This is a genomic window from Streptomyces sp. NPDC102270 (assembly GCF_044766405.1).
Taxonomy (GTDB): domain Bacteria; phylum Actinomycetota; class Actinomycetes; order Streptomycetales; family Streptomycetaceae; genus Streptomyces.
On the sequence record NZ_JBIWLX010000003.1, the window covers coordinates 152,462 to 177,747 of the forward strand.

The following is a 25,286-nucleotide window of genomic DNA, read 5'->3' on the forward strand; positions in this document are numbered from 1 at the left end:
AACACCGCCGGCCGCCGATGTGCCTGGTACCGCCAGTCCCAGGAAGAAGGGTCTTCTGGCTGACCCGGCCGCGCTCCAGCAACCTGGTCGGCATGACGACAACACTCATCACCGGAGCGAACAAGGGTCTCGGTTTCGAGACCGCCCGACGACTCATCGCCGCGGGGCACACCGTCCACGTCGGTGCCCGTGACGTCGAGCGCGGCCGACGCGCCGCCGACGAACTCGGGGCACGGTTCGTCCAGCTCGACGTCACCGACGACGCCTCCGTCGAGGCCGCGGCCAAGACCCTTCAGGCCGCGGGCGGCCTGGACGTCCTGATCAACAACGCCGGTATCGAGACCCGGACCGAGGACAACAGCGTGCCGGTCGCGGAGACCGTGACCGCCGACCACATGCGCACCACCTTCGAGACGAACGTCTTCGGCGTCGTCCGCGTCCTGCACGCCTTCCTGCCACTGCTCCAGCGCTCGGCCGCCCCCGTCGTGGTCAACGTCAGCAGCGGCCTGGCCTCGCTGACCCACCTCTCCGACCCGGACCACCCCGCGCACTTCTACCCGGGCATCGCCTACCCGACCTCCAAGACCGCGCTCAACATGCTCACCGTGCAGTACGCGAAGGCGTTCCCGGCCATGCGGATCAACTCCGTGGAGCCCGGCTTCACCAAGACCGACCTGAACGGCAACACCGGCACACAGACCGTGGCGGAGGGCGCCGAGATCATCGTCCGCATGGCACAGGTCGCCCCGGACGGCCCGACCGGCGGCTACTTCGACGCCAAGGGCCCACTGCCCTGGTGACACCCGGGTGAACCAGGGGTCAGACGACCCCGTCCGCACGCAGCGCCGCGATGTCCTCGCCGGTACGGCCGAGCTGCGTGAGGATCGCCTCGGTGTGCTCGCCCACCCCCGGCACCGGGTCCATGCGGGCCGGCAGCCCCGCCAGGTCGGCAGGGGGCAGCAGCGCCTCCACCGTGGCCCCGCCGGGGACGGCGACCTCGTGCCAGCGGCCGCGGGCGGCCAGCACCGGGTGGTCGAGGAACGCGGCGACGTCATTGACCCCGGCACACGCGATACCGATGCCCTCCAGGTCCTTCAGGACCTGCGCGGCCTCGGAGCGTGCGATCCGCTCGGCGACCACGGCGTTGATCTCCTCGCGGTGGGCGACCCGGGCCGAGCCGGTGGCGAAGCGCGGGTCCTCGGCCAACTCGGGCCGCCGCAGGAAATCGGCGCACAGGACCGTCCACTCGCGTTCGTTCTGGATGGAGAAGAGCACGTCGTTGCCGTCGGCGGCCGTGAAGGCACCGTACGGGGCGATCGTGGCGTGCTGGGTGCCCAGACGTGGTGGCTGGCTGCCGCCGTAGCGCGTGTAGTTGGCCGGCTGGCTCATCCACTCGGCCAGTGCCTCGAACAGGGACACCTCCACCGGGTGCGCCCTGCCGGTGGTGGCGCGGGTGTACAGGGCAGTCAGGATGCCGCTGTAGGCGTACATCCCGGCCGCGATGTCGGCGACGGAGATTCCGACCCGCGCGGTCTCCTCGGCGGTCCCGGTCAGCGACACGAGGCCCGTCTGGCACTGCACCAGCAGGTCGTACGACTTGCGGTCGGCCCAGGGCCCGTCCGTGCCGTACCCGGAGATCGTGCACGGGATCAGCCGCGGCCGGCGCTCGGCGAGGACGTCCACGCCGAGGCCCAGCCGGTCGGCCGCGCCCGGAGCGAGGTTCTGGACGAACACGTCGGCACCGTCGAGGAGTTGGTTGAGGATCTCGAGGCCGCGCGGGTCCTTCAGGTCCAGGGTGAGCGACTCCTTGGACCGGTTGAGCCACACGAAATAGCTGGAGTGGCCGTGCACGGTCGTGTCGTAGCGGCGGGCGAAGTCACCCTCGCCCGGTCGCTCCACCTTGATCACCCGGGCGCCGAGATCGGCGAGTTGGCGGGTAGCGTAGGGCGCGGCCACCGCCTGCTCCAGGCTGACCACCGTAATCCCGGACAGGGGTAGCTGCGGCACGCTCATGCGGCCTTTGTACGGCCCGATCCGAGAGGGTGTCAACGACGGCCAGCCCCCGCGACCTGTGCGTTCGCCACGGCACGACGTCCCGGCGAGGTCTCCCGGGCTCCTTTGTACGGCCCTTTCGGCCCGGCGCTCAGTTCTCGCGGCCCGGGTGGCAGAGCACCATGACCGCGCGCGCGACGAGTTCTCCGGCCCCGCCGAGTTCCTGGCGGTAGCGGTCGGTGATCTCCCGTACGGCCTCCACGAAGCCCGGGTCGACGGCGCGGGCCCGGGCCGGGGCGGGGAGCTCCTGAGCCATCTCACGACGGCGCGCCAGCAGCGCGATGATCTCCTCGTCGAGACGCTCTATCCGAGTGAGTGACATGTCTTCGCCGGGGGTGGTGGCCTGGCTCGTCGTCACGCTGGGTCTCCGTTCCTCTGCGCGGAATGTGTCGCGTTCCTTCACCGCTGGTCCCTGAAGACCTTGCCCATGGCGGCCGTCGACAATTCCCGGGAAACGCAGTCGGAGGAGGCCGGCCGGGCGGCACAAGGCGCTCACCCCTAGGAACGGGGACTGACTCAGGCCGGTACGCCGTGAGCTTCCAAAGCCCGCACGAGGGGGGCGAGTTCAGGGTTGGCGGCGGCCTGGTCGAGGGCCTCGCGCAGAGCCTTCTCGTTGGTGGGGCGGGCTTGTTCGAGGAGGGTGCGGCCGGCGTCGGTGACGTCGGTGTAGATGCCTCGGCGGTCGGTGGGACAGAGGTAGCGGGCGAGCAGGCCGCGGTCCTCAAGACGGGTGACCAGGCGGGTGGTGGCGCTCTGACTGAGGACGACGGCGTCGGCGACCTGCTTCATCTGCAGGTGTCCGCCCTCGCCGTCGTGCTGCCGGCCCAGGACGTCGAGCAGGGAGTACTCACGCACACTGAGGTCGTGGGCGGACTGCAGGGCCTTCTCGATGTGCGCCTCGATCCGCCCGTGCAGCAGGGAGAGCGCGCACCACCCCTGGGCGAGGGCGGTCAGCGCGGGGTCTGTGGCGGTCATGGGGCCTGCTTCCTCCGTCCCGATACGGACGTCCGATACGGATGGGCCCAGGATATTGCATCGCTGAAACTTTCAGCGTCAGCTTCTATAGTGCGCGCGCAACTATTGCCTGCCCCGTACGCGTCCGCACCCGCAGAGAGCGATTCCGATGACCACCAGGCCCTCCACCACGACCCTCTGGCGCCCGACCGGCCCCAAGGAACTCGACCTGGTCCGGGAACTCGACTGGCGCGCCTGGCCACCGAGGCTGCCCGAGCAGCCGATCTTCTACCCGGTCCTCAACGAGGACTACGCGATCAGGATCGCCAGGGACTGGAACGTCAAGCACGACGGTGCCGGCTTCGTGACGCGCTTCGAGGTCGAGTCGGAGTTCGTGAGCCGTTATCCCGTACAGCAGGCGGGCGGCCGCACGATCCTCGAACTGTGGGTCCCCGCGGAGGAACTGGACGACTTCAACGCGCACATCGTCGGCCGGATCGAAGTCGTGCACGAGTTCCGCTGACCCCCGCGCTTCCCGCTACGGCCGTGCCAAGTGCCGCATCGTGAGGGCCAGTTGCAGCCGCAGTCGGCCCTGAGGTGTGCGCAGCGGCCAGCCCAGCAGATGCTCCGCGTGGGGTGGACGTTGATCTCGGCGGCAGCCGCGCGCAGGTTGGCCGTCGAGACCACGGAGTGCGGCGTGGCGAGCAGCCAGGGCGTACCCGCCCCCGCCGCCTCCAGCGCCCGGACGTCGGGCGGCGGCTCCGCGCCCGGCGCGACGAGGCCGGCCGGCGCGCGACACCGCCCAGTTCGTCGGCGTGGACGACCGTCGGTCCAGGGTCCTGAGCCGTGCCCTCCGCGGTGAACCGCAGCGCGGTGCGGGCGTCGGCCCAGGACCGCGGCAGATCGAGCACGGGCACGGCGGGGCCCACCCCGACCCGCCCCGCGGGCAGTTCGGCGTCCGCCCGCCCGCCCGGCCACGACCCGGGGCCGCCCATCGAGCGGGGCCAGCGCAAGCGCGCCGGCCGCGGGGTCCGTGCCGCGGCGGCGGGCCGGCAGATCAGCAACGAGATCTCGGGGGCACCCTCCGGCCCCGGCACCGAGCGGTCCTCCACCTCGAAGAACCCGCCCAGGGTCAGGTCCTGGTCGGCCGGCATGTCGATGCCCGCCCCCTGACGCACGACGTCGAACGGGGGCGGCACAGGTGTGATGACTTCTCCTCACGTGGGGCGCGGCGGCTCGTGCCGTCATCGTCGGGGCAACGGCGTCCGTACGGCGGGTGGTGAGCGCGGAGATTCTGCCGTGTTCCGGCGTGACCTGCGGTTCCTTGCCATCGCGTGACCTGTTGTTCACCTTCTGCAGGTGGAAGGGATCCCCGGTGATGGCAACGCTGTCGGTGCCCCCCACGCACAGGAGAACCAGTGAACGTCTCGCTCACCGTCTGGCTGCTGACCGTCGTCGCCCTGTGCGTCCTGGTCGGCGCCGACTTCTTCATCGGCCGCAGACCCCATGACGTGTCGGTCAAGGAAGCCGGTATCTGGACCGTCGTCTGGGTCGTGCTGGCCTGTCTCTTCGGACTCGGACTGTTCCTCTTCGGCGGGGGGAAGCCCACGGGCGAGTTCTTCGCGGGATACGTCACCGAGAAGTCCCTGAGCGTGGACAACCTCTTCGTGTTCGTCCTGATCATGGGGAAGTTCGCGGTGCCCTCGCAGTACCAGCAGCGGGTGCTGATGGTCGGCGTGGTGATGGCGCTCGTGCTGCGCGCCGGGTTCATCGCGGCCGGAGCGGCGATCATCTCCGCGTTCTCCTGGGTGTTCTACCTCTTCGGCGCCTTCCTGATCTGGACCGCCTGGAAGCTCGTCCAGGACGCCCGCAAGGACACACATGACGAGGAGTACGAGGAGAACAAGCTGCTGAAGATGGTGGAGAAGCGTTTCGGCGTGGCGGACCGCTACCACGGCACCAAGCTGTGGATCGAGCAGAACGGCAAGCGGGTCATGACCCCGATGCTGGTCGTGATGCTCGCCATCGGCTCGACCGATGTGCTCTTCGCGCTCGACTCGATCCCCGCGATCTACGGCCTGACCCAGGACCCGTACATCGTCTTCACGGCCAACGCCTTCGCCCTGATGGGCCTGCGCCAGCTGTACTTCCTCATCGGCGGCCTGCTGAAGAAGCTGGTCCACCTCAGCTACGGCCTGTCGATCATCCTGGGCTTCATCGGCGTCAAGCTGGTGCTGCACGCCCTGCACGAGTCCGGCGTCCACGTCCCCGAGATCGGCATCCCCTTCTCCCTCGGTTTCATCGTCCTCGTCCTGGCGGTCACCACCCTGACGAGCCTGCGCGCCGCGAAGAAGCAGGAGCAGGCGGAGGCGGAACCCGTGGCGTGACGGCAACCCGGCCCCGCGCGGCTCTCGGAGCAATCCGCCCTTGACTTCGGGGTCTCGCGCGCGCGGGCGCGCGTGCGTGCGCGTGCCGCCCCCCTCCGGGACATCACCGGCTACACCAAGCTCGGTATCGACACCGTCATCCTCGCCCCGCGCATCGGTGCCCCCGCCGAGTGGATCGAACGCTTCACGGCACCCGCCGTACAGCGGCTCGCGGAACTGGACTAGGGCCTGTCCCGCGGGCCGGCGGGCACGGCAAAGGGGCCGGAGTGCAAGGACTCCGGCCCCTTTGCCGTGCGGCAGATCAGGCCGCGGCGGACTCACCCGTGTTGCTGTGCAGCTGTGCGACGACCTCGGCCAGCTGCGCGGCGACCTCGGCGTCGTCGGCCGGGTGGGTCTCGGCGAAGCGCACCAGCGAACCCGGGATGGACAGCTTGACGTCCTCGAGCACCTTGCCGCCGGCGATGCCCACCGACTTGCGGGTCTCGTCCTGCGCCCACACGCCGCCGAACTGGCCGTACGCGGTACCGACCACGGCGACCGGCTTGCCGCCGAAGGCGCCGGCGCCGAAGGGGCGCGACAGCCAGTCGATGGCGTTCTTCAGCACGGCCGGGATGGTGCCGTTGTACTCGGGGGAGAAGAACAGGAACGCGTCGGAGGCCTGGGCGGCCTCACGCAGCTTGGCGGCGGCCGCGGGGACGCTGCCCTCCACGTCGATGTCCTCGTTGTAGAAGGGAATGTCGCCGAGGCCCTCGAAGAGCACGACCTCCGCGCCCTCGGGGGCGTGCTTGACGGCCGCCTCGGCGAGCTGGCGGTTGGTCGAACCGGCGCGGAGGGATCCGACGAGCGCGAGAATGCGAACAGACATGGGTAACTCCTGGAGGCTGAAACACTGCGTTTATGTTCCGGACCGGGGTCCGCTTATTGGTTCTAGCATCATAAGCGGACCGAGGTCCAGTTTTCTTCCCGATGCTTTACGCTGGCTTCATGTCCGCGACCCTGCCCCCGTTCCCGACGCCTCAGGAGCCCTTCGACCAGCCGCAGCTTCTGGAGGTCGGTTCCGCCCTCGACGAGCCCTGCCTGCGCGCCGACGCGGCCCGCAACCGTGCCCGTCTGCTGGAGGCGGCGACCCGGCTGATCGCGGAGCACGGGGTGGCGGGAGTCACCATGGAAGCGGTGGCGACGGCGGCCGGAGTCGGCAAGGGCACGGTCTTCCGCCGTTTCGGCGACCGCACCGGACTGCTCATGGCGCTGCTGGACCACTCCGCGCACACCCTCCAGGCGGACTTCCTCGGCGGCCCCCCGCCGCTGGGTCCCGGCGCCCCTCCGGTGGACCGGCTGCGGGCGCTCGGCGTGGCCGTGCTGTACCGCTCCGCCGAACAGCTGGACCTGCAGCTGGCCGCGCAGGCGGAGCCCACCCGCCGCCACTCCCACCCGTCGACCCGGGCGCTGCACATGCACACCGCCATGCTGCTGCGGCAGATCCTCCCGGACGCCGACTGCGAGCTCCTGGCGCAGACGCTGATGGGGTATCTCGACCCGGCCCTCATCCACCACCTCACCCGGCAGTGCGGAATGCCGCTGGAGCGCCTGGAGGCCGGCTGGAACGACCTCGTCTGCCGGGTGACCGGCACTGACGCCTCGCGCTGAGCGAAAGCGGCAACCCCCATGTGAGCACCTTCACAGCTTCTGCAAAGATGACGGTCGTCATGGTGCAAATACAGAACACGTCCGCGTCCTCCGTCACGCGCCCGGTTCCCACGAGCGCCGATGTGGCCCGCCTGGCCGGCGTCTCGCGTGCGACCGTCTCCTACGTCCTCAACAACACCAGCGCCGTCCGGATCAGCGAGCCGACGCGCCGCCGTGTCCACGCGGCGGCGAAGGAACTCGGGTACGTCCCGCACGCTGCCGCCCGCAGCCTGCGCGCCGGCCACAGCCGGATGGTCCTGATGCCTGCCCCGGCGATTCCGGTCGGCCCGCTCTACAGCCAGTTCATCAGCGATCTTCAGTGGGCTCTGGGCCGGCTGGACTACACCGTCGTGCAGTACGGCAGCGTCGGCCTCCAGGGCGACGAGGCGGCCCGTGCCTGGGCCGAGCTGCGCCCGGTCGCCGTCCTGGTGCCCGGCGCGGGACTCGGCCCGCAGGGCGTGGCCCTGCTGCGGCGCTCCGGTGCCCGCGCGGTGGTCACCCTCGGTCCCGAGGCGGTCGAGGGGGCCCACGCCCTGCTCATGGACCACGCGGGCGTCGGCCACAGCGCCGCCGCCCACCTGTATGCCCGTGGCCGGCGCCGCATCGGGGTCGTGGTGCCCGCGGAGGCCGGCCTGGAGGCCTTTTCGCTGCCCCGTCTGGCCGGCGTGCGCAGGGCCCTGGACGGCACGGACGCCACCTTGACCGAGCTGTCCCTCGCCTATGAGGAGCAGGCCGCGGCGGGCCTCGCGGCCCGCTGGCGGGAACTCGACCTCGACGCCGTGTTCGCGTACAACGACGAGTACGCGATGCTGTTAATGCGTGCCCTCCAGGACGAGGGCGTGCGCATCCCGGAGGACACGGCGGTGATCGGCGCCGACGACCTGCTCCTCGGCCGGCTGCTGCGGCCCCGGCTGAGCACGGTCCACCTCGAGCTCCCGTCCGGCCGTGACCTCGCCGAACTGGTCGACCGCGCGGTGCGCGAACCGGGCGCCGCGACCGAGACGCACACGGTGCTGGGTGCCACGGTCGTGCACCGCGACTCCAGCTGACGCGGAAGGGCCTGCCATGCGCACCACGGTCGGGATCATCGGCGGCGGCCCCGCCGGACTGCTCCTCGCCCGCCTGCTGCACCTGGCCGGCATCGACTGCGTGGTCCTGGAGAGCAGGACGCGGGAGTACGCCGAGCACCGCCAGCGCGCCGGGATGCTGGAGCAGGGCACGGTCGACGCCCTGCGCGCGGCCGGCGCCGCCGCTCGGCTGGACGCGGAGGGGCTGGTCCACCAGGGCATCGAGCTGCGGTTCGCCGGGGAGCGGCATCACCTCGACTTCCCCGTCCTCACCGGCGGCCGCACGGTCACCGTCTACGCCCAGACCGAGATCGTGAAGGACCTCGTCGCGCTCCACCTGGCCGACGGGCCACCGCTGTTGTTCGGGGCGGAGGCCCTGGCGGTCGAGAAGCCGGAGAGCGACACCCCGGTGGTGCGGTTCCGGCACGAGGGCCGCGAACAGACCCTGACCTGCGACTGGGTCGCGGGCTGCGACGGCTTCCACGGCATCTCGCGCGGGGCGTTCCCGACGGCGACGAGCCGGACGTACGAGCGCGACTACCCGTACTCGTGGCTCGGGATCATGGCCGATGTCGCCCCGTCCTGCGAGGAGTTGATCTACGCCCGCGGGGAGAGCGGCTTCGCCCTGCACAGCATGCGCTCGCCCGCGGTCTCCCGGCTCTACCTCCAGGTCCCCAACGGCACCGACCCGGACGACTGGCCCGACGAGCGGATCTGGGACGAGCTCGCCGCCCGCTTCGCGATCGACGCCGACTGGACCCTCGCGAGAGGTCCGGTCACGGCCAAGTCCGTGACGCACATGCGCAGTTACGTCCACGAACCGATGCGGCACGGCCGTCTCCTGCTGGCCGGCGACGCCGCGCACATCGTGCCGCCGACCGGAGCGAAGGGCCTCAACCTCGCCGTGTCGGACGTGTCCCTCCTGGCCCGGGCCCTGATCGGTCTGCACCGCACAGGCTCGACACAACTGATCGACGATTATTCGGAGTTGTGTCTTTCTCGTGTGTGGCAGGCCACCCGGTTCTCGTATGACATGACTAGGATGTTGCACGCTCAACCAAATGGGGATGCCTTCGAGAGCCGGATGCAGCTCGCACGGCTGCGCCGCATCACCGCATCCCGCCATGCGGCCGCCGAACTGGCCGCGAACTACACGGGACTACCGCTCCCCGTGTGAGTCCCACCGGTGATCGAACGGAGAGCCGTCATGTCGTTGCTCGACCCCAAGAGCTGGCAGCCCCACCCCCTTTCAGGACCCGAGTACGCGGTCACCGAACCCGCCACCGGCGACACGCTCGCCACCGTCGGCCTGGCCACCGGCGCCGACGTGGAGCGTTCCGCCGAGGCAGCCCGCGCCGCCCAGGCCGAGTGGGCCAGGCTCCCGCACTTCGTCCGCGCCGGGGTGCTGCGCAAGGCCGGTGACCTGTTCGCCGCGCACGCCGACGAACTGCGCGGATGGCTCGTCCGGGAGTCCGGGTCCATCCCCGGCAAGGCCGACTTCGAACTGCACGTGGCCGCCCAGGAGTGCTACGAGGCAGCCGCCCTCGCCTCTCGCCCAGCCGGCCAGGTCCTGCCCAGCGAAGCGCCCCGGCTGTCCTACACGCGCCGGATCCCGGTCGGCGTGGTGGGCGTGATCTCGCCCTTCAACGCCCCGCTGATCCTCTCGATCCGCTCGGTCGCCCCCGCCCTCGCCCTCGGCAACGCCGTGATCCTCAAGCCCGACCCGCGCACGGCGGTCTGCGGCGGCCTCTCGCTCGCCGCGGTCTTCGCCGAGGCCGGGCTGCCCGAGGGACTGTTCCATGTCCTGCCGGGTGGCCCGGACGTCGGCCAGGCCCTGGTCGCCGACCCGCGGATCCCCGTCATCTCCTTCACCGGGTCGACCGCGGCGGGCCGCGCGGTGGGCGAGGCTGCCGGACGCCACCTCAAGCGCGCCCACCTGGAACTCGGCGGCAACTCCGCGCTGATCGTCCTGGAGGACGCCGACATCGAGGCCGTGATCTCCACGGCGGCCTGGGGATCCTTCTTCCACCAGGGCCAGATCTGCATGACGACGGGCCGCCACCTGGTCCACGCGTCGCTGTACGAGGAGTACGTGGAGCGCCTGGCCGCCAAGGCCGACTCGCTCGCCGTCGGCGACCCGAACCGCGAACAGGTCCACCTCGGACCGATCATCGACGACAACCAACTCGCCAAGGTGCACGGCCTGGTCGAGGCCAGCACCGCGCAGGGCGCCAAGCTGGCCGCCGGCGGCACGCACGACAGGCTCTTCTACCGCCCGACGGTCCTCGCGGGCCTCGACGACAGCACACCCGCCTACGCCGAGGAGGTCTTCGGACCCGTCGCGCCCGTACGGTCCTTCAGCTCGGTCGACGAGGCAGCCGCGCTGGCCGCCGCGGGGCCCTACGGCCTCTCGCTCGGCATCGTCACCGGGGACGCGGCCCGCGGCCTCGACCTGGCGGAGCGGATCCCCACCGGCATCGTGCACATCAACGACCAGACCGTGAACGACGAGGCGGTCGCGCCCTTCGGCGGTATCGCCGCGTCCGGCACTGGCGCCCGGTTCGGCGGCGAGGCCAATGTGGAGGCGTTCACCGACGTGCGCTGGACGACGGTACGCGCGGACGTGGCGACGTACCCCTTCTGATCCGGGGCGTTACTCGCCGTTCTGCCCGGCCTGGGCCTGCTGCTCGGCCACGGACTTGCGGACTTCGTCCATGTCCAGCTTGCGGGCCTGCCCGATGACGTCCGTCAGGGCGGACTCGGGCAGCGCCCCGGGCTGGGCGAACACCGCGACCTGGTCGCGGACGATCATCAGCGTCGGGATCGACTGGATACCGAAGGCCTGGGCCAGCTCCGGCTGCGCCTCGGTGTCCACCTTGCCGAAGACCAGGTCGGGGTTGTCCTCGGCGGCCTTCTCGTAGACCGGCGCGAACTGGCGGCAAGGACCGCACCAGGCAGCCCAGAAATCGATCAGGACGAACTCGTTGTCCGTGACCATCTGGTCGAAGTTTTCCTTGGTGAGCTCCACGGTGCTGCTCATGACGTGATCCCTCTTCCTGGTCTCGGAGCGAAGCCGTCGGCACAACACGGCCGGTCGGCCCGGTATTCCACAGCCGGCACCTGTGGACATGCGCCGCGCGTACCCCTGCTGGCCCGAGCGCACACCACCCACCAGACTGGGCCCATGACGGAAACGGAAAACATCGCCTCCAGTACCTACGACGTAGTGGTGCTCGGTGCCGGACCCGTGGGGGAGAACGTGGCCGACCGCACCCGCGCGGCCGGCCTGTCCACCGCGGTCGTGGAGAGCGAACTGGTCGGCGGAGAGTGCTCCTACTGGGCCTGTATGCCCAGCAAGGCACTGCTGCGGCCGGTGATCGCCCAGGCGGACGCGCGCCGCCTGCCCGGTCTGAGCGCCTCGGTGCAGGGCCCCCTCGACGCGGCCGCGGTCCTCGCCCGCCGGGACTACTGGGCCTCGGACTGGAAGGACGACGGCCAGATCGGCTGGCTGGAGAGCATCGGCGCCGACCTCCACCGCGGCCACGGCCGGCTCACCGGGGAGCGCACGGTCACCGTCACCGGCCCGGACGGCGTACGGAAGGTGCTGACCGCCCGGCACGCCGTGGCCGTCTGCACCGGCACCCGCGCCGTGCTGCCCGACCTGCCGGGCCTCGACGAGGTCAAGCCGTGGACCAGCCGTGAGGCGACCAGCGCCAAGGCGGCACCGGGGCGGCTCGTCGTGGTCGGCGGGGGAGTGGTCGCCACCGAGATGGCCACGGCCTGGCAGGCGCTGGGCTCACGGGTGACGCTCCTGGTACGCGGGAAGGGCCTGCTCAACCGCATGGAGCCGTTCGCCGGGGAACTCGTCGCCGAGGCGCTCACCGAGGCGGGCGTGAGTGTCCGCACCGGTACCTCGGTCGAGTCGGTCGCCCGCGAGAACGGCACGGTCGTGGTCGTCACCGACACCGGCGACCGCATCGAGGCCGACGAGATCCTGTTCGCCACCGGACGCGCCCCGCGCACCGACGACATCGGCCTCGACACCATCGGCCGGGAACCCGGCAGCTGGCTGGAGGTCGACGACAGCCTCCGCGTGACCGGCAGCGACTGGCTCTACGCCGTCGGCGACGTCAACCACCGCGCGCTCCTCACCCACCAGGGCAAGTACCAGGCCCGCATCGCCGGAGCCGCCATCTCCGCCCGCGCCTCGGGCACCGCGGTCCAGGCGGACCCGTGGGGCGCCCACGCCGCCACCGCCGACCACGACGCCGTGCCCCAGGTCGTCTTCACCGACCCCGAGGCCGCCTCCGTGGGCCTCTCCCTGGCGGAGGCCGAACAGGCCGGCCACCGGGTCCGCGCGGTCGACTACGACCTCGCGTCCGTGTCGGGCGCCGGTCTCTACGGCGACGGCTACCGTGGCCGCGCCCGCATGGTCGTCGACCTGGAACGCGAGATCCTCCTCGGCGTCACCTTCGTCGGCCCCGGCGTCGGCGAACTGATCCACTCCGCGACGATCGCGGTCGCCGGCCAGGTCCCGATCAGCAGGCTGTGGCACGCGGTCCCGTCGTACCCGACGATCAGCGAGGTGTGGCTGCGGCTGCTGGAGGCCTACCGGGACAACTAGAGGTACGCCTGAGGCAGTTCGAAGCCGAGGGACGCGGCCGCCTGCTCCGGCGTCGGCTGCGTCCAGCGCTCGGCCATCGCCTGGTTCGAGGACAGCGAGCGCAGCTCGGCGCGGTCGAGGTAGAGCACTCCGTCGAGGTGGTCCGTCTCGTGCTGGACGATCCGCGCGGGCCACCCGCGGAACACCTCGTCGACCGCGCGGCCGTTCTCGTCCTCGCACCTGAGCCGGACCTCGGCGGGCCGCGACACCACGGCCTGCCACCCCGGCACGCTCAGACACCCCTCGAAGAACGCCACCCGCCCGGTGCCGACCGGCTCGTACGACGGATTGACCAGTACCCGGAACGGCTGCGGGACGCGTCCACGCGCCAGCCGGATCTCCTCGGGAACCGGCGCGGGGTCCTCGATCACCGCGATCCGCAGGGGGACTCCGACCTGAGGGGCGGCGAGCCCCACGCCGGGCGCCGCGTGCATCGTGATGCGGAGGGCCTCGACGAAACGGGACAGGAGGGTGCCGTCCAGGTGGCCGTCGTAAGGCTCGATGCCCTGGCGCAGCACCGGATCGCCGGCCGCGACGATCGGGAGCGGGCCGTCCGTGCTGAGGAGTTCCTCGACCAGTTCGGCAAGGGGCTTGCGGTGACTCGGAGTTGCCATCGCGCCAGGATGTCACGAGAACCACGTGTGTGACGCAGGTCACTGGAAGTGCCGGGAACTCGGCGTCCCCGCTCTCCGACTACTGGACCGCCACCGTCCGTCCCCAGTCCTCGGAGAACCGCCGATGTCCATCGCCCCCCCGACGTCCACGGACGAGGCCGCGCAACCGGTCGCCCCGGCGCCGACCCCGAGCAGATGGGCCCCGCTGCGCCCGCTCGTGCTGCGTCTGCACTTCTACGCCGGTGTGTTCGTCGCCCCCTTCCTGCTCATCGCCGCCGTCACCGGCTTCCTGTACGCGGGCGCCTTCCAGGCCGAGAAGATCGTCTACCGGCACGAGATGACCATCGCCGTCGGTGACGCCGAACTGCCCATCTCCGACCAGGTGGACGCCGCCCGCAAGGCCCACCCCGAGGGCACGGTCTCGGCGATACGGCCCTCGCCCGCGGCCGACGCGACGACCAGGGTGATGCTGTCCGGCGTGAAGGGAGTCGACCCGAACCACACCCTGGCCGTGTTCGTCGACCCGTACACCGGCAAGGTCCGCGGCGCGCTGGAGCAGTACGGCTCGACCGGCGCACTGCCGCTGCGCACCTGGATCGACGAGTTCCACCGCGACCTCCACCTCGGCGAGAATGGCCGCCTCTACAGCGAGTTCGCCGCCAGCTGGCTGTGGGTGATCGCGGGCGGCGGCATCGTGCTGTGGTTCTCCCGCCGCCGCGCCCTGCGCAAGGTCCGGGGCGCCAGCGGGCGGCGCCGCACTCTCGGGCTGCACGGCACCGTCGGCGTCTGGGCCGCGGCCGGCTTCGTCTTCCTGTCGGCGACCGGACTGACCTGGTCGACGTACGCCGGCGCCACCATCGACGAACTGCGCACCTCGCTGGGCCAGTCCACGCCCTCGGTCTCCTCGGCTGCGGGCGGCGACCACTCGGGCCACGGCGCGTCCGCCTCGGCCGGGGACGCCGAGCACGGCGTAGGCCTCGACAAGGTGCTGGCCGCCGCCCGCGCCGAAGGTCTCGGCGACCCGGTCGAGATCGTCCCGCCCGCCGACGCCTCGTCGGCCTATGTCGTACGGCAGGTGCAGCGCGGCTGGCCCGAGAAGCAGGACTCGGTCGCCGTCGACCCGGCCACCGGCAAGGTCACCGACACGCTGCGGTTCGCGGACTACCCGCTGCTCGCCAAGCTGACCCGCTGGGGCATCGACCTGCACACCGGTGTTCTGTTCGGGCTGGTCAACCAGATCGCCCTGATGCTGCTCGCACTCTCGCTGGTCCTGCTGATCGTGTGGGGCTACCGCATGTGGTGGCAGCGCGGCCGGGGATCCGCCTTCGGCCGGCCGATCCCACGCGGCGCCTGGCAGCAGGTCCCGCCGCAGATCCTGGTGCCCGGCGTGGTACTGGTCGCCGTCCTCGGCTACTTCGTGCCGCTGCTCGGCATTCCACTGGCCGGCTTCATCGTCGCCGACGTGGTCCTCGGCGAGATCGCCCATCGGCGGGGGCAGAGGAACGCGACGGCCTGAGACGGACGTGGGCCCGGCTCCTGTGCGGAACCGGGCCCATGTGTCGTCGAGGCCTACTCGAAGTCGCCCGCCAGCGCCGAGGCGAGGCGCAGATGGGGCTCGGCCTCCTCTTGCCTGCCCTGCCGCTCAAGGGTGCGGCCGAGCATCAGCCGGGCGTACTGCTCGACCGGGTCCCGCTCGACGATCACCCGCAACTCGCTCTCCGCGCGCCGCAGTTGGGCCGAGTGGTAGTAGGCGCGCGCCAGCAGCAGCCGCGGCCCGGTCTGCTCCGGAACCTCCTCGACCAGTCCGTCCAGGACGCGCGCCGCCGTGGCGTACTCCTTGGCGTCGAAGAACATTTGCGCGCGCTCCCAGCGCTCCGCCGGTGTTCCGTGGTCGTAGTACGTGGTCTCCACTCGTGCCTCCTAAGCCTTCGAGGCCGTCAACGGAACCGGGTAGTTCAATATTCCACTACTCGGCCAGGGCGGCGAGCTCCGCGTCCGCGCGCTCGGTGATGAGGCTCAGTACGCGTCCGGCGACCGCGAGATCCTCCGCGGGGATGTCGGCGTAGACCCGGGCGGTGACGGGGGCGGTCTCGGCGGACGTCGTCTCGAACAGCTCCCGGCCGGCGTCCGTGATCCGCACCTGGGGCGACTCATGGGGCGACTCATGGGGAGCCAGCAGTCCGGCGGAGACGAGCTCGTCGACCACGGAGTGCGCCTCCGCCGCGTCGATCTTCAGAGCGCCGACGACGTCCCCGGCGATGCGGTCACGCTCGACCGGCCCCTCCGCGACGGCGGCCAGTCGCAAGGTGACGGACTGCTGGAAGGTCACGCCGTGGCGGGCCAGGACCTTCTCGAGAACCGCGCGGGCCGCGTAGTGGGCCAGGGCTATGACGCGGGGGTTGAGGACGGCAGTGGCGGTGGGAGTGGTGGTGGTCATGACTGCTCCTTGAGGTTCTCGTTCGTCGGATCGAGAGGTGCGTCGAGCAGGGCTGTCAGCTCACGCCTGAACTCCCGCGTGCGCGCGCTGTCCAGGCCGCCGAGCGGTGCCAGCAGTTGCTCCAGGAGCCCCTGGACGACCTCGATGGCCTGCCGGGTGCGCTCGCGGCCCTCCTCGGTGAGCGCCAGTTGCACCGCGCGCGGGTCGCGCGGGTCGCGGGCGCGCTCCAGGAGCCCGGCGCTCTCCAGGGAGCGCGCCAGCTTGGAGACGTAGAGCGGTTCCAGGCCGGTCTGGTCGGCCAGGCGTCGCTGGCTGGGGCGTTCGCCGCCGCGCTGCATGCCGTACAGCGAGGCCACCAGCGAGTACTGGGCGTGTGTCAGGCCGAGCGGCGCCACCGCACGGTCGACCGCGACCCGCCATTTCATCGACAGTCGCCAGACCAGGAAACCGGGCGTGGCGTCCTCGGATGTCGTACTCATGCTCGATACGGTACATGGATACTATGTCCATGGCTACTATTCTCGGCGGGACGGCCTGACGGGAAACGTCTCACGGGTCTAGGTTGGGCGACATGAGCAATCTTGATCGCCAGGCGGTTCCCTCCCTGTGCGGCGGCCGCGGCTTCGTGGTGGCGGAACCCGTGCGCGAACTCCTCAGCCCCCGCCGCGTGAAGCTGGGCGAGTCCAGTGAGGTGCGCCGACTGCTGCCCAACCTGGGCCGCCGCATGGTCGGCGCTTGGTGCTTCGTCGATCACTACGGCCCCGACGACATCGCCGACGAGCCGGGCATGCAGGTGCCCCCGCACCCGCACATGGGCCTCCAGACCGTGAGCTGGCTGCACCAGGGCGAGGTCCTGCACCGTGACTCCACCGGCAGCCTCCAGACCATCCGCCCCCGTGAGCTGGGCCTGATGACCTCCGGCCGCGCGATCAGCCACTCCGAGGAGAGCCCGAAGTCCCACGCCCGGTTCCTGCACGGCGCGCAGCTCTGGGTAGCCCTCCCGGACGGGCACCGCCACACCGACCCGCACTTCGAGCACCACACCGGGCTGCCGCAGATCACGGCCCCCGGCCTGACGGCCACGCTGATCCTGGGCGAGCTCGACGGCGCACGCTCACCCGGAACGGCGTACACCCCCATCGTCGGCGCCGACCTGAGCCTCGCCAGCGGCACGGACGTACGCCTGCCGCTGGAACCGGACTTCGAGTACGCCGTCCTGTCCATGTCCGGCGAGGCCCACGTGGACGGGGTGGCGGTGCTGCCCGGCTCGATGCTCTACCTCGGCTGCGGCCGCACCGAACTCCCGCTGCGCGCCGAGTCCGACGCGGGCCTGATGCTCCTCGGCGGCGAGCCGTTCGAGGAGGAGCTCGTCATGTTCTGGAACTGGATCGGCCGGTCCCAGGAGGAGATCGAGCAGGCGCGTCAGGACTGGATGACGGGTTCCCGCTTCGGTGAGGTGAAGGGCTACGACGGCGATCCGCTGCCCGCTCCGGAACTGCCGCCGCTGCCGTTGAAGCCGCGGGGCAGGGTGCGCTGACCTGCAGGGATGCCTGGCGTGTCGGCGGCGTTATCGAGTGGGGCGCGGCCGGGCAACACCTTCGCCGGTCGACCGCTTGTCGGAGGGCAGTCGACCGCGTTGCCGTCTGGGCCCGTGTGGGCGGCGATTCCACGGTGTGGCCGTCTGTGGGCGGCTGCGGCAGAGCTCTTGCTGACTTTTGCTGCCTTTCCTGATGCCCCGTCAGGCGACGGTGAAGGTTCCCTTCGGAGCAGAGTCGATTGGCGCGGATTCACGTGCCTCGCGCTGTCGCCTTGTGCGGAGTCGACAAGGCCAGGTGTCGTCACTGCTCACCTCGCACTGCACTCTTCGTCCGATGCGAAGTGCGCTGCGGAAATGACCCCGCTGGAAGCGGAGAGCGGCTTTCGGCCCGGGTATGGTCCGGATCTTGTTCGGGGGCCGGCGCCGACGAGTCGGCCTGTCTCGCAGCCTCGTCGTGCTGGTGGTCCTGCTCCTGAGAAGCGTCACCGCACTCGGGAACAGTCAGGACTATCAACTCGCCGCAGTCCACAGCGGCAAGTGCGTCGACGTCAGCGACGTCACATGCACCAGCTCTCATCTGCTCCGGCCTCGGAGCGTGGACGAAGGTGGCCGGGCTGCACGTGGAGGGCAGACTCTTCGGTCGAGCAGTCTCATTCCGTCCGCTACCGCGGCCGGGCCGCAGCCAGGTCGCCAAGGCGGGGGTCTCCGTTGACCAACGGGTGCGGGGGCTCGCCTCCCTGTGCGTCCCGTGACCGGCCCCAGTGCGTCGGTGGGTGCGCGAAGATCGCAAACGGTCGCGCCCCCTGCCTCGGCCAACCGGGGCAGCCGCGCGCCGGGTAGTGGAAGGACGTGGCACCCGAGGGCCCGGGCCACCGCCGCCAGACATCCCGACCGGGCCTCCCGGGCTATGGCTTGGCCCTGACCAGCCCGGCGTCGTACGCCGTGATCACAGCCTGGATGCGGTCACGGGCCCCGATCTTGGCGAGGACGCGGCCGACGTGCTTCTTGACGGTGGATTCGGTGAGGACGAGCCGTTCGGCGATCTCCGTGTTCGTCCAGCCCTGGCCGATGGCGATCAGGACCTCGCGTTCGCGGTCGCTGAGGGTCTGCAGCCGGGGGTCCCCGAGGGCGGCGTCGGCCGGTGCGAGGACCTGGTGGGCGTAGGCGTCGAGGAGACGGCGGGTCAGGCGGGGGGCCACGACGGCGTCGCCGGTGGCGACCGCGTGGATACCGGCGATGAGTTCTTCGGGGCGGGCGTCCTTGAGCAGGAAGCCGCTGGCGCCGGCGCGCAGGCCGTCGTAGGCGTACTCGTCGAGGTCGAAGGTGGTGACGATGAGGACGCGAGTGCGGCCGCCGACGGCGACGATGCGGCGGGTGGCCTCGATGCCGTCCATGCCGGGCATGCGGATGTCCATGAGGACGACGTCGGGGCGGAGTTCGGCGGCCATTCGGACGGCCTCGGCACCGTGCCCGGCCTCGCCGACCGGGTCCAGGCCCGGGGTGCCCTCCAGGAGCATGCGCACGCCCATGCGCTGGAGGGGCTGGTCGTCGGCGATCAGCACGGTGGTCATGGGTGGTGTTCTCCCGGTGCTTCCGTTGCGGACGATGTGGGTGCGGAGGGTACGTCGAGTACGACGTCCACCACCCAGCCGTGTCCGGTGTCGCGAGGTCCGATGATGACGGTGCCGCCGTACATGGCGGCACGCTGGCGGATGCCGACCAGGCCGTGGCCGGCGTCGTGGTCCTGTGCTGCCGGCTTCGGCGGCGGGGGAGCCCCTGGCGGTGCGCCGGTGTCGGCGACCCGGATCCGTACCTCTCCCTCTTCGACGCCGAGGGTGACTTCGGCGGAGGTGCCGATCCCCGCGTGCTTGAGCGTGTTGGTCAGCGACTCCTGCACGACGCGGTACACGGTGAGGGCTCTGGCAAGATTTTCGTAGGCGGAGATCATCTGGGTGCCGTGGTCGGCCGGCACGCATAGCGGGCAGCCTTTCAGTGTGTTCTGTTGAACTTCCTTACCTGTTACCGCACTTGGCGGGCGTGTCGGTCTTCTCGGTCGACGGCTCCGGACCTGTGGTGGTTGTCCGTGCGCGTACGCGGTCCCTTGCTCCCGCGCCGTGTACGGGCTGCGGGACGCCGAGCGGATGGTGTCACAGCCGATACGTCAGACGGCTCGGCGATACGTCACTGGGCGACCGCGCCGTGCTGATCGAGCTGAGCGTGCGCCGTCTGTACTGCGAGAACGCCGCTTGCGAAAAGGTGACGTTCGCCGAGCAGGTACCGGGTCTGACCGTGCGTTACCAACGGCGCACGCCGCTGCTGCAGCAGGTGGTCGAGGCAGCGGGGGTGTTGCTGGCAGGCCGGGGAGGCGCCCGCATGCTGAGCGTCCTGAACGTCACGCTCTCGCGATGCACCGTCCTGTCGCAGTTGATGCGGATGCCGCTGCCAACCCTTGTCACCCCGCGGGTGCTGGGCGTGGACGACTTCGCCCTCTACAGCGACACCTACGGAACCCTCCTGGTCGATGCCACCACCCGTCTGCCCCTCACGCTCTGGGAGGGCCGGGACGCCGAACAACTCAGCCGCTGGCTTCGTGAGCATCCCGGCGTCGAGATCGTATGCCGCGACGGCTCGCTGACCTACCGGCAGGGCATCGCCGTCGGCGCCCCCGAAGCCATGCAGGTCAGCGACCGCTTCCACCTGTGGCAAGGACTGTCGCGTCGCGTCCAGGACATCGCCGCCGCCCACCGAAGCTGCCTGCCCACAGCCCTCCTGCCGACCGAAGAGGCCGATCCGGCACCAGACGAAGAAGCCACCGAGAACGCCGCAGCGGACACACGAGCCGAGCAGCACGCCAAAAGACTGTTCCAGGCCGTCCACACCCTGACCGGATCCGGCCGGAGCTACAGCGCCGTGGCCCGAGAGCTCGGCCTGGACCGCCGCACCGTGGGCAAGTATGCCCGCGCCCGCAACTGGCAGGAGGTCGTTCGCCGCCCACCCCGCAAGCCCTCCACCCTGGATCCCTACCGCGACTACCTGCAACAACGCTGGGACCAAGGGGAACACAACGCGATGATCCTCCATCAGGAACTCCGCACCAAGGGCTACCTCGGGCACTACCAGCGCGTGAAGATGGCCATCGCTCCCCTGCGACGCGGACTGCCGCTCGACCAGCCCCGCGAGCGCCCGCCATCCCCGCGCGAGACCGCTTGCTGGATCACCTCCCACCCGGATCACCGCGGCCTGCACGTCACCCACCGCCTGCACCGGCTCCTCGATCACTGTCCGGAACTCAAGCACACCCACGACCTGGTCCGCCGGTTCGCCGCCATGCTCGCCAACCGCGACGCCGCACCCTTGCCGGCCTGGCTCGACGAGCTCTCCCACAGCGGACTGCCACCACTTGCTGGTATCGCCGGAGCCCTACGCGAAGACCAGCACGCCGTCACCCAGGGAATCTCCACCACCTACAACTCCGGCGTCAACGAAGGCCGCATCACCGACGTCAAACTCCAAAAACGCCTGATGGCAGGACGCGCCGGTGTTCCACTCCTGCGCCACCGCGTCGTCCTGATCGCCCACCTCCGCCGCCGTTACGCGGGCCGGCCGACCACCGCACCCAGATGATCTCCGCCTACGAAAATCACGCCACAGCGCGCAATGCCGAACGGATCACCGTCCCGGGGGTGGTGGCGCTGCCTCTCGACATCACCGACCCGCAGTCCGTGTCCGCCGTGGCCGAGCAGGCCCAGGACGTGAACCTGCTCGTCAACAACGCGGGGGTCGCCCACGCCCAGGACGTCGTGACCGGCGATCTCGACAAGATCCGGGCGGAGATCGAGACCAACGTGTTCGGGACGCTGGCGATGGTCCGCGCCTTCTCCCCGGTGCTCGCTCGCAACGGCGGGGGCGCCATCGTCAACATCCTGTCAGCCGCTTCCTGGTTCACCTATCCGGGAAGCAGCTCCTATGCGGTGAGCAAAGCAGCGCAGTGGAGCCTCACGAACGGGATACGGCTGGAGCTGAGGGCCCAGGGAACCACTGTCACCGGCGTCCATGTCGGAATGGTCGACACCGACATGACCGCGGCGCTGGATGTCGAGAAGACCCATCCGGCCGAGTTCGTGCGGATCGTTCTCGACGGGCTGGAAAAAGGCCGGTCGGAGATCGTCGCGGACGATCTCAGCCGGCGCGCCAAGGCCGCCCTCGCTCACGAGCCCGGTCTGTTCGCCCCGTGACCCGCATGGTTCCCGGGCCGAACAGTCGGATCCGGCCGAGCATCTCGTTCGCTCTTTTCTCCGGCGCGGTGCACCCTTGGCTCGTGACCGCAGGGTCCAAGAAAGGACACCTCTGCGCGTGCTTCGAGGCAGATCAGCCCGGCTCGGGGCGAACCGGCCCGGTCGAGCCGAGCTCCGCGTACAACGAACCCCCTGCGGCCGCCCCGCCGCGCTCACGCCCCCATCGGTGAGGTCGGCTGCAGCACCGCCTCGACGAGCGCTTCGCTGCGCAGATGGGTCACCGCGCGGTATTCGGGGTCACGGATCATGTCCACGAACGCCTGCCGGTTCGGGTAGCGCACCAGCGCGACCATGTCCCACGCCTGCCCCTCCTCGGCGACCAGCGCACGCCCGCCGGCACCCAGGTACTCCACCTGCAGCCCGTAGCGCGCGTTGATCCCCGCGCCGAGCGCGTCGGCGTAGCGCTGATAGCTCTCCCTGCCGCCGTCCGGGCGGAAGCGCAGGAGGTTAAGCATCACCACGGGACCGCCCGGGTCCTCCGCGAGCAGGACGTCCAGGTCGCGGTCTTCGATCTCGATCATGCGAGGCTCCCGGTCAGAAAGTCGTTCGGAGACGCCAACCTCACATACTTGTCGGTTGACACGCAAGTTTTTTGTAGGATGTCCTCATGACCACCACTCGCCGCACCCAGCAAGAACGCCGGGTACATGCCGAAGCCGCACTGCTGAACGCCGCCGCCGAGCTCGTTGTCGAGCAGGGGGTGCGGTCGCTGACACTGGCGCGGGTGGGGGAGCGGGCCGGCTACAGCCGAGGGATCGTCACCCACCACTTCGGTTCCAAGCAGGCCCTGCTCGACCGGCTGGCCCGCTCGACGCAAGCAGGCTTCGTGCCCGGACTCACCGACCTCCCGCCCGGACTCGACCGGCTCCTGCGACTCATCGACGGCTACGTCGGCGCCCTCGGGGACGCCGGAACGATGCACCGGGCCTTCCTGCTCCTGTGGGCCGAGGCGGCCACCGCCTCCGACCTGGCACCGATCTTCCGCGAGCGCGACGAGGCATTCCGCCGCGACCTGCACGACGATGTCGCCGCCGGGATCGCCGACGGCGACGTACGTCCGGACGCCGAGCCGGACGATGTCGCTGTCGCGGTCGCCGGACAACTGCGCGGCATCGGACTGCAACGCCTCCTCGACCCCGGTGCCGTCGACACCGCGCGGCTGCGCCACACCGTCACCGATCACTGGCGCCAGGCATTGTGCGTCCCGTGACTCCCGAGAGGCGACTCAGCCCGCAGTGGCCGGTGACGGCCGGACAGTGGGCTGGTCCGGTCGTACGGAGAAGGCGGTGTTGCCCGCCACGGCCACGATCGCGTCGTCGATGAGCAACACGCTCGGCGTGGTGTCCTCCACCGAGCCTCCGGGATTGTCCAGCGCGGTCGTGTGCCACTTCGGTGCGCCGGTGTCGCGGTCCAGCGCCAGCAGTCGGCCGTACCGGTTGATGAAGTACAGGTCGCCGTACGTCCTGGACGCCACCGGTGCCGACAGGTTCTCGCCGTCCGTCGACCTCTGCCAGAGCCGCTTGCCGCTGTCCGCCCGCACGGCGGTGACCGTTCCATTGGGCCGTACGAAGTACACGACCCCGCCGATGAGGTCGGCGGTGCCGCGGGTACCGGCCGGCAGGGGGATGCGCTGGACGGCGCCGCTTCCCGGGTCGACGCTCAACAATTGCCTGTACGGCTCGTCCCCTCCACTGTCGGACACATACTCCATGTCCTGCGGCACCAGCAGCAGCGTCCGTCCGCCGACGACGCCGAGCGGCTGAGACCCGGCGGGCAGCGTCGCGACCTCGTGGCGCGTGCCGTCGCCAGGATCGAGTCGCAGGAGGCTGACCGAGCCCCTGGCGGGGTCGTCCGGTGTGCACAGGCCGTACGGGGCGCCGTCCAGCACCCCCGGTATGCACGTGTGCCCGGCGGACGCCCGCGCCGGCGCCGTCCACAGTTCCTTGCCCGCCTCGTCGTAGGCGACGAACTTCTTCGCGTCCTTCGACATCGCCAGCACGCCACGGCTGAACAGGTACGCCGGCCGGTCGTCGCTGACGGGGCGTGACCAGCGCCGTTGCTTGGTGTCGGCGTCCAGGGCGACCAGCCGCCGGGTCAGATAGGTGGCGTTCTCGTAGATCGCGTCGGCCGGCTTCTCATACACGTAGACCAGCCCGTTCCGGACCCCGACGGGCCGTGACGTCTGCGGACTGGTCCCGTACCGCCACAGGACGCGGCCGGTGGCGGCGTCGATCCTGGCGACCGTGAAGCCTGTTCCGGCGCAGTACAGGGTGGCTGCGTCCGGCACACACCCGTACGCGAGGTCGTCCACCGGTTCGCCCTCGACGGCGACGCTCAGACTCGCCCGCCACGGCCGCCAGCCGACCGGAAGTTCCGGAGTGGGCGGGCCCGCGGAGTCGGACGCTGTGGGCTGTCCGGAGGCCGTCAGCCGGTCCGGCACCCATTTCACCGCCGTGATGATCAGCCCGGTCACGGCCAGAGCCGCAGCGAGGCCGACGAGGATGCGCCGCCCTCGTCGGCCGTGACCGGTTCTGCTGTTGCTTGTCTCCCCCGCTCTCCGAGCGGCCGCACGGCGTGGATCGGCGTGTGTAAGGCTTGCCCGGCGGCGGGATCCCGTCCGGTCGCCCGATCCCGGCGTCACGGTCGGATCGGTGGCCCCCGGCGTCGTCGGCGCGGCGGTGACCGGCAACGCGCGGAGCATCCGGTGCAGCTCGGCCAGTTCGGGCCGGGCGGCCGGCTCCTTGTCCAGGCAGCGCTCGACGATGCTTCTCAGGGACTCCGGTACGCCGTCCAGGGCCGGTGCCTCGTACATCACCTGAAAGCCCGTCGCGTACGGGCTGCCGCCGCTGAAGGGGCGATTGCCGGTGGCCGCGTACACCAGCAGCGAACCCAGCGAGAACACGTCGGAGGCGCCGGTGACGTCGCGGGGCGCGGCGAACTGTTCCGGGGACATGAACGGCGGGGTGCCGATCAGTCGTCCGGTCACGGTGAGGGCCTCGTTGTCGACGGCGCGCGAGATGCCGAAGTCGATGACGCGCGGACCGTCCTCGGCCATCAGGACGTTGCTCGGTTTCAGGTCCCGGTGCACGACACCCGCCCCGTGGATGTCCCGCAGCGCCTCGACGAGCCCCAGCGCGAGACTGCGCAGGTCCTGGCCGGCCAACGGTCCGTCCCTGGTCACGACTTCGGCCAGCGTGCGACCCTGCACGTACAGCGTCGCCATCCACGGCAGTTCGGCGTCCGGGTCGGCGTCCACGACGGGGGCGGTGAACGCCCCGCTCACCCGGCGGGCCGCCGCGACCTCCTGACGGAAGCGGGACCGGAACTCCTCGTCCAGGGCGTACTGCGCGTGCACGACCTTGACCGCGACCTGCCGCCCCGAGGCCGAGCGCCCCAGATACACGACACCCATGCCGCCGCTGCCGAGCCGGTGCTCCAGCGCATAGCCGCCTATGGACTCCGCGTCGGCGGGGCTCAGCGACATCGCCGGTCACCTTCCTATGTCCCTACCGCGAACGGCCGTTGAGGAACATCAGACTAGTACGCCCACGGGTGTCCGAGGGGACCGACCGGTCTGACTCAGCGGGGCCGCGG

At 70.7% G+C, this 25,286-nt stretch carries 27 protein-coding genes and 1 pseudogene; 14 read left to right on the forward strand and 14 right to left on the reverse strand.

Going from position 1 to position 25,286, the window contains the following annotated elements:
* The first annotated feature begins 92 nt into the window (after window positions 1-92).
* Window positions 93-800 (forward strand): SDR family oxidoreductase, encoded by a 708-nt coding sequence (locus ACIRP7_RS06075; protein ID WP_403654531.1) that lies wholly within the window; start codon window positions 93-95, stop codon window positions 798-800.
* A gap of 19 nt (window positions 801-819) precedes the next feature.
* On the opposite strand, the gene ACIRP7_RS06080 is transcribed toward ACIRP7_RS06075, so the two are convergent.
* The 3 genes from ACIRP7_RS06080 to ACIRP7_RS06090 form a co-directional block, all read right to left on the reverse strand.
* Window positions 820-2,013: a CaiB/BaiF CoA transferase family protein gene (locus tag ACIRP7_RS06080; protein ID WP_403654533.1), complete on the reverse strand. Its 1,194-nt coding sequence runs from the start codon at window positions 2,011-2,013 to the stop codon at window positions 820-822.
* 130 nt (window positions 2,014-2,143) lie between these two features.
* Window positions 2,144-2,410, reverse strand: coding sequence for a hypothetical protein (locus tag ACIRP7_RS06085; protein WP_403654535.1), 267 nt, complete (start codon window positions 2,408-2,410; stop codon window positions 2,144-2,146).
* Window positions 2,411-2,568: 158 nt separating this feature from the next.
* Window positions 2,569-3,027 (reverse strand): MarR family transcriptional regulator, encoded by a 459-nt coding sequence (locus ACIRP7_RS06090; protein ID WP_352384669.1) that lies wholly within the window; start codon window positions 3,025-3,027, stop codon window positions 2,569-2,571.
* A 148-nt stretch (window positions 3,028-3,175) separates the two neighbouring features.
* On the opposite strand from ACIRP7_RS06090, the gene ACIRP7_RS06095 reads away from it, so the two are divergent.
* On the forward strand, window positions 3,176-3,529 hold the full coding sequence (locus ACIRP7_RS06095) for a hypothetical protein (RefSeq protein ID WP_403654537.1): 354 nt from the start codon (window positions 3,176-3,178) through the stop codon (window positions 3,527-3,529).
* A 15-nt stretch (window positions 3,530-3,544) separates the two neighbouring features.
* On the opposite strand, the pseudogene ACIRP7_RS06100 reads toward ACIRP7_RS06095, so the two are convergent.
* Window positions 3,545-4,056, reverse strand: a pseudogene (locus ACIRP7_RS06100) (PucR family transcriptional regulator); the annotation flags it as partial.
* 368 nt (window positions 4,057-4,424) lie between these two features.
* Between ACIRP7_RS06100 and ACIRP7_RS06105 the strand changes: the two are divergent.
* Complete coding sequence (locus ACIRP7_RS06105) at window positions 4,425-5,393, forward strand: TerC family protein (RefSeq protein WP_403654539.1); 969 nt, start codon at window positions 4,425-4,427, stop codon at window positions 5,391-5,393.
* Between the two features lie 72 nt (window positions 5,394-5,465).
* Window positions 5,466-5,618: a luciferase gene (locus tag ACIRP7_RS06110; RefSeq protein ID WP_403654541.1), complete on the forward strand. Its 153-nt coding sequence runs from the start codon at window positions 5,466-5,468 to the stop codon at window positions 5,616-5,618.
* Window positions 5,619-5,694: 76 nt separating this feature from the next.
* Here ACIRP7_RS06110 and ACIRP7_RS06115 read toward each other — a convergent pair whose 3' ends face one another.
* Window positions 5,695-6,258, reverse strand: a complete 564-nt coding sequence (locus ACIRP7_RS06115) for an NAD(P)H-dependent oxidoreductase (RefSeq protein ID WP_403654543.1) — start codon at window positions 6,256-6,258, stop codon at window positions 5,695-5,697.
* A 101-nt stretch (window positions 6,259-6,359) separates the two neighbouring features.
* On the opposite strand from ACIRP7_RS06115, the gene ACIRP7_RS06120 reads away from it, so the two are divergent.
* The 4 genes from ACIRP7_RS06120 to ACIRP7_RS06135 are packed head-to-tail and all read left to right on the forward strand — an operon-like array spanning window position 6,360 to window position 10,790.
* Complete coding sequence (locus ACIRP7_RS06120) at window positions 6,360-7,040, forward strand: TetR/AcrR family transcriptional regulator (protein ID WP_403654545.1); 681 nt, start codon at window positions 6,360-6,362, stop codon at window positions 7,038-7,040.
* 59 nt (window positions 7,041-7,099) lie between these two features.
* Window positions 7,100-8,128, forward strand: coding sequence for a LacI family DNA-binding transcriptional regulator (locus tag ACIRP7_RS06125; RefSeq protein WP_393597481.1), 1,029 nt, complete (start codon window positions 7,100-7,102; stop codon window positions 8,126-8,128).
* Between the two features lie 16 nt (window positions 8,129-8,144).
* A complete protein-coding gene (locus ACIRP7_RS06130; protein WP_403654547.1) occupies window positions 8,145-9,323 on the forward strand; it encodes a 4-hydroxybenzoate 3-monooxygenase in 1,179 nt (392 codons plus the stop codon).
* A 30-nt stretch (window positions 9,324-9,353) separates the two neighbouring features.
* A complete protein-coding gene (locus ACIRP7_RS06135; protein WP_403654549.1) occupies window positions 9,354-10,790 on the forward strand; it encodes a benzaldehyde dehydrogenase in 1,437 nt (478 codons plus the stop codon).
* Between the two features lie 9 nt (window positions 10,791-10,799).
* Here the strand turns inward: ACIRP7_RS06135 and trxA are convergent, their stop codons facing one another.
* The gene (gene trxA / locus ACIRP7_RS06140; RefSeq protein WP_389996553.1) at window positions 10,800-11,186 is read right to left on the reverse strand and encodes a thioredoxin; all 387 of its coding nucleotides are present in this window, start codon (window positions 11,184-11,186) and stop codon (window positions 10,800-10,802) included.
* Window positions 11,187-11,330: 144 nt separating this feature from the next.
* On the opposite strand from trxA, the gene ACIRP7_RS06145 reads away from it, so the two are divergent.
* The gene (locus ACIRP7_RS06145) at window positions 11,331-12,770 is read left to right on the forward strand and encodes a dihydrolipoyl dehydrogenase family protein (RefSeq protein WP_403654551.1); all 1,440 of its coding nucleotides are present in this window, start codon (window positions 11,331-11,333) and stop codon (window positions 12,768-12,770) included.
* Here ACIRP7_RS06145 and ACIRP7_RS06150 read toward each other — a convergent pair.
* Window positions 12,767-13,423: a peptide deformylase gene (locus ACIRP7_RS06150; protein WP_403654553.1), complete on the reverse strand. Its 657-nt coding sequence runs from the start codon at window positions 13,421-13,423 to the stop codon at window positions 12,767-12,769. The two genes, ACIRP7_RS06145 and ACIRP7_RS06150, sit on opposite strands and share 4 nt — an antisense overlap.
* 124 nt (window positions 13,424-13,547) lie before the next feature.
* On the opposite strand from ACIRP7_RS06150, the gene ACIRP7_RS06155 reads away from it, so the two are divergent.
* Entirely contained in the window at window positions 13,548-14,939 is a 1,392-nt protein-coding gene (locus ACIRP7_RS06155) for a PepSY-associated TM helix domain-containing protein (protein WP_403654555.1), read from the forward strand.
* Between the two features lie 53 nt (window positions 14,940-14,992).
* Here the strand turns inward: ACIRP7_RS06155 and ACIRP7_RS06160 are convergent, their stop codons facing one another.
* The 3 genes from ACIRP7_RS06160 to ACIRP7_RS06170 are packed head-to-tail and all read right to left on the reverse strand — an operon-like array spanning window position 14,993 to window position 16,339.
* Window positions 14,993-15,334: a tetratricopeptide repeat protein gene (locus ACIRP7_RS06160; protein ID WP_352384694.1), complete on the reverse strand. Its 342-nt coding sequence runs from the start codon at window positions 15,332-15,334 to the stop codon at window positions 14,993-14,995.
* Window positions 15,335-15,389: 55 nt separating this feature from the next.
* Window positions 15,390-15,860: a MarR family winged helix-turn-helix transcriptional regulator gene (locus tag ACIRP7_RS06165; protein ID WP_403654558.1), complete on the reverse strand. Its 471-nt coding sequence runs from the start codon at window positions 15,858-15,860 to the stop codon at window positions 15,390-15,392.
* The gene (locus ACIRP7_RS06170) at window positions 15,857-16,339 is read right to left on the reverse strand and encodes a MarR family winged helix-turn-helix transcriptional regulator (protein ID WP_403654560.1); all 483 of its coding nucleotides are present in this window, start codon (window positions 16,337-16,339) and stop codon (window positions 15,857-15,859) included. Before ACIRP7_RS06170 ends, ACIRP7_RS06165 begins: the two co-directional genes overlap by 4 nt.
* Before the next feature lie 92 nt (window positions 16,340-16,431).
* Here ACIRP7_RS06170 and ACIRP7_RS06175 point away from each other — a divergent pair, with 92 nt between their 5' ends.
* On the forward strand, window positions 16,432-17,397 hold the full coding sequence (locus ACIRP7_RS06175) for a pirin family protein (RefSeq protein WP_403654562.1): 966 nt from the start codon (window positions 16,432-16,434) through the stop codon (window positions 17,395-17,397).
* 905 nt (window positions 17,398-18,302) lie between these two features.
* Here ACIRP7_RS06175 and ACIRP7_RS06180 read toward each other — a convergent pair.
* Together ACIRP7_RS06180 and ACIRP7_RS06185 are read right to left on the reverse strand one after the other, a co-directional pair.
* On the reverse strand, window positions 18,303-18,968 hold the full coding sequence (locus tag ACIRP7_RS06180; protein ID WP_403654564.1) for a response regulator: 666 nt from the start codon (window positions 18,966-18,968) through the stop codon (window positions 18,303-18,305).
* Window positions 18,965-19,369, reverse strand: coding sequence for a sensor histidine kinase (locus ACIRP7_RS06185; protein WP_403654566.1), 405 nt, complete (start codon window positions 19,367-19,369; stop codon window positions 18,965-18,967). Before ACIRP7_RS06185 ends, ACIRP7_RS06180 begins: the two co-directional genes overlap by 4 nt.
* Window positions 19,370-19,434: 65 nt before the next feature.
* Between ACIRP7_RS06185 and ACIRP7_RS06190 the strand changes: the two genes are divergently transcribed.
* Window positions 19,435-21,021: an ISL3 family transposase gene (locus tag ACIRP7_RS06190; protein ID WP_403654568.1), complete on the forward strand. Its 1,587-nt coding sequence runs from the start codon at window positions 19,435-19,437 to the stop codon at window positions 21,019-21,021.
* On the forward strand, window positions 21,018-21,632 hold the full coding sequence (locus ACIRP7_RS06195; RefSeq protein ID WP_403654570.1) for an SDR family oxidoreductase: 615 nt from the start codon (window positions 21,018-21,020) through the stop codon (window positions 21,630-21,632). The genes ACIRP7_RS06190 and ACIRP7_RS06195 overlap by 4 nt, the downstream gene beginning before the upstream one ends.
* A 212-nt stretch (window positions 21,633-21,844) precedes the next feature.
* Here ACIRP7_RS06195 and ACIRP7_RS06200 read toward each other — a convergent pair whose 3' ends face one another.
* Window positions 21,845-22,213 carry a DUF1330 domain-containing protein gene (locus ACIRP7_RS06200; protein WP_403654572.1) on the reverse strand — a complete coding sequence of 123 codons (369 nt, stop codon included), beginning with the start codon at window positions 22,211-22,213 and terminating at the stop codon, window positions 21,845-21,847.
* A gap of 86 nt (window positions 22,214-22,299) precedes the next feature.
* On the opposite strand from ACIRP7_RS06200, the gene ACIRP7_RS06205 reads away from it, so the two are divergent.
* Window positions 22,300-22,902, forward strand: coding sequence for a TetR/AcrR family transcriptional regulator (locus ACIRP7_RS06205; RefSeq protein WP_403654574.1), 603 nt, complete (start codon window positions 22,300-22,302; stop codon window positions 22,900-22,902).
* Window positions 22,903-22,917: 15 nt separating this feature from the next.
* Here ACIRP7_RS06205 and ACIRP7_RS06210 read toward each other — a convergent pair whose 3' ends face one another.
* Window positions 22,918-25,176: a PQQ-binding-like beta-propeller repeat protein gene (locus ACIRP7_RS06210; RefSeq protein WP_403654576.1), complete on the reverse strand. Its 2,259-nt coding sequence runs from the start codon at window positions 25,174-25,176 to the stop codon at window positions 22,918-22,920.
* Window positions 25,177-25,286 lie beyond the last annotated feature (110 nt).

Bases quoted from the DNA above. Each gene is read 5' to 3' on its own strand.
- ACIRP7_RS06125 (WP_393597481.1), top strand. From the start codon at position 7,100: ATGGTGCAAATACAGAACACGTCCGCGTCCTCCGTCACGCGCCCGGTT.
- ACIRP7_RS06165 (WP_403654558.1), bottom strand. From the start codon at position 15,860: ATGACCACCACCACTCCCACCGCCACTGCCGTCCTCAACCCCCGCGTC.
- ACIRP7_RS06075 (WP_403654531.1), top strand. From the start codon at position 93: ATGACGACAACACTCATCACCGGAGCGAACAAGGGTCTCGGTTTCGAG.
- ACIRP7_RS06195 (WP_403654570.1), top strand. From the start codon at position 21,018: ATGATCTCCGCCTACGAAAATCACGCCACAGCGCGCAATGCCGAACGG.
- ACIRP7_RS06205 (WP_403654574.1), top strand. From the start codon at position 22,300: ATGACCACCACTCGCCGCACCCAGCAAGAACGCCGGGTACATGCCGAA.
- ACIRP7_RS06095 (WP_403654537.1), top strand. From the start codon at position 3,176: ATGACCACCAGGCCCTCCACCACGACCCTCTGGCGCCCGACCGGCCCC.
- ACIRP7_RS06145 (WP_403654551.1), top strand. From the start codon at position 11,331: ATGACGGAAACGGAAAACATCGCCTCCAGTACCTACGACGTAGTGGTG.
- ACIRP7_RS06150 (WP_403654553.1), bottom strand. From the start codon at position 13,423: ATGGCAACTCCGAGTCACCGCAAGCCCCTTGCCGAACTGGTCGAGGAA.
- ACIRP7_RS06200 (WP_403654572.1), bottom strand. From the start codon at position 22,213: ATGATCGAGATCGAAGACCGCGACCTGGACGTCCTGCTCGCGGAGGAC.
- ACIRP7_RS06090 (WP_352384669.1), bottom strand. From the start codon at position 3,027: ATGACCGCCACAGACCCCGCGCTGACCGCCCTCGCCCAGGGGTGGTGC.
- ACIRP7_RS06120 (WP_403654545.1), top strand. From the start codon at position 6,360: ATGCTTTACGCTGGCTTCATGTCCGCGACCCTGCCCCCGTTCCCGACG.
- ACIRP7_RS06170 (WP_403654560.1), bottom strand. From the start codon at position 16,339: ATGAGTACGACATCCGAGGACGCCACGCCCGGTTTCCTGGTCTGGCGA.
- ACIRP7_RS06135 (WP_403654549.1), top strand. From the start codon at position 9,354: ATGTCGTTGCTCGACCCCAAGAGCTGGCAGCCCCACCCCCTTTCAGGA.
- ACIRP7_RS06175 (WP_403654562.1), top strand. From the start codon at position 16,432: ATGAGCAATCTTGATCGCCAGGCGGTTCCCTCCCTGTGCGGCGGCCGC.
- ACIRP7_RS06180 (WP_403654564.1), bottom strand. From the start codon at position 18,968: ATGACCACCGTGCTGATCGCCGACGACCAGCCCCTCCAGCGCATGGGC.
- ACIRP7_RS06155 (WP_403654555.1), top strand. From the start codon at position 13,548: ATGTCCATCGCCCCCCCGACGTCCACGGACGAGGCCGCGCAACCGGTC.
- ACIRP7_RS06130 (WP_403654547.1), top strand. From the start codon at position 8,145: ATGCGCACCACGGTCGGGATCATCGGCGGCGGCCCCGCCGGACTGCTC.
- trxA (WP_389996553.1), bottom strand. From the start codon at position 11,186: ATGAGCAGCACCGTGGAGCTCACCAAGGAAAACTTCGACCAGATGGTC.
- ACIRP7_RS06080 (WP_403654533.1), bottom strand. From the start codon at position 2,013: ATGAGCGTGCCGCAGCTACCCCTGTCCGGGATTACGGTGGTCAGCCTG.
- ACIRP7_RS06210 (WP_403654576.1), bottom strand. From the start codon at position 25,176: ATGTCGCTGAGCCCCGCCGACGCGGAGTCCATAGGCGGCTATGCGCTG.
- ACIRP7_RS06115 (WP_403654543.1), bottom strand. From the start codon at position 6,258: ATGTCTGTTCGCATTCTCGCGCTCGTCGGATCCCTCCGCGCCGGTTCG.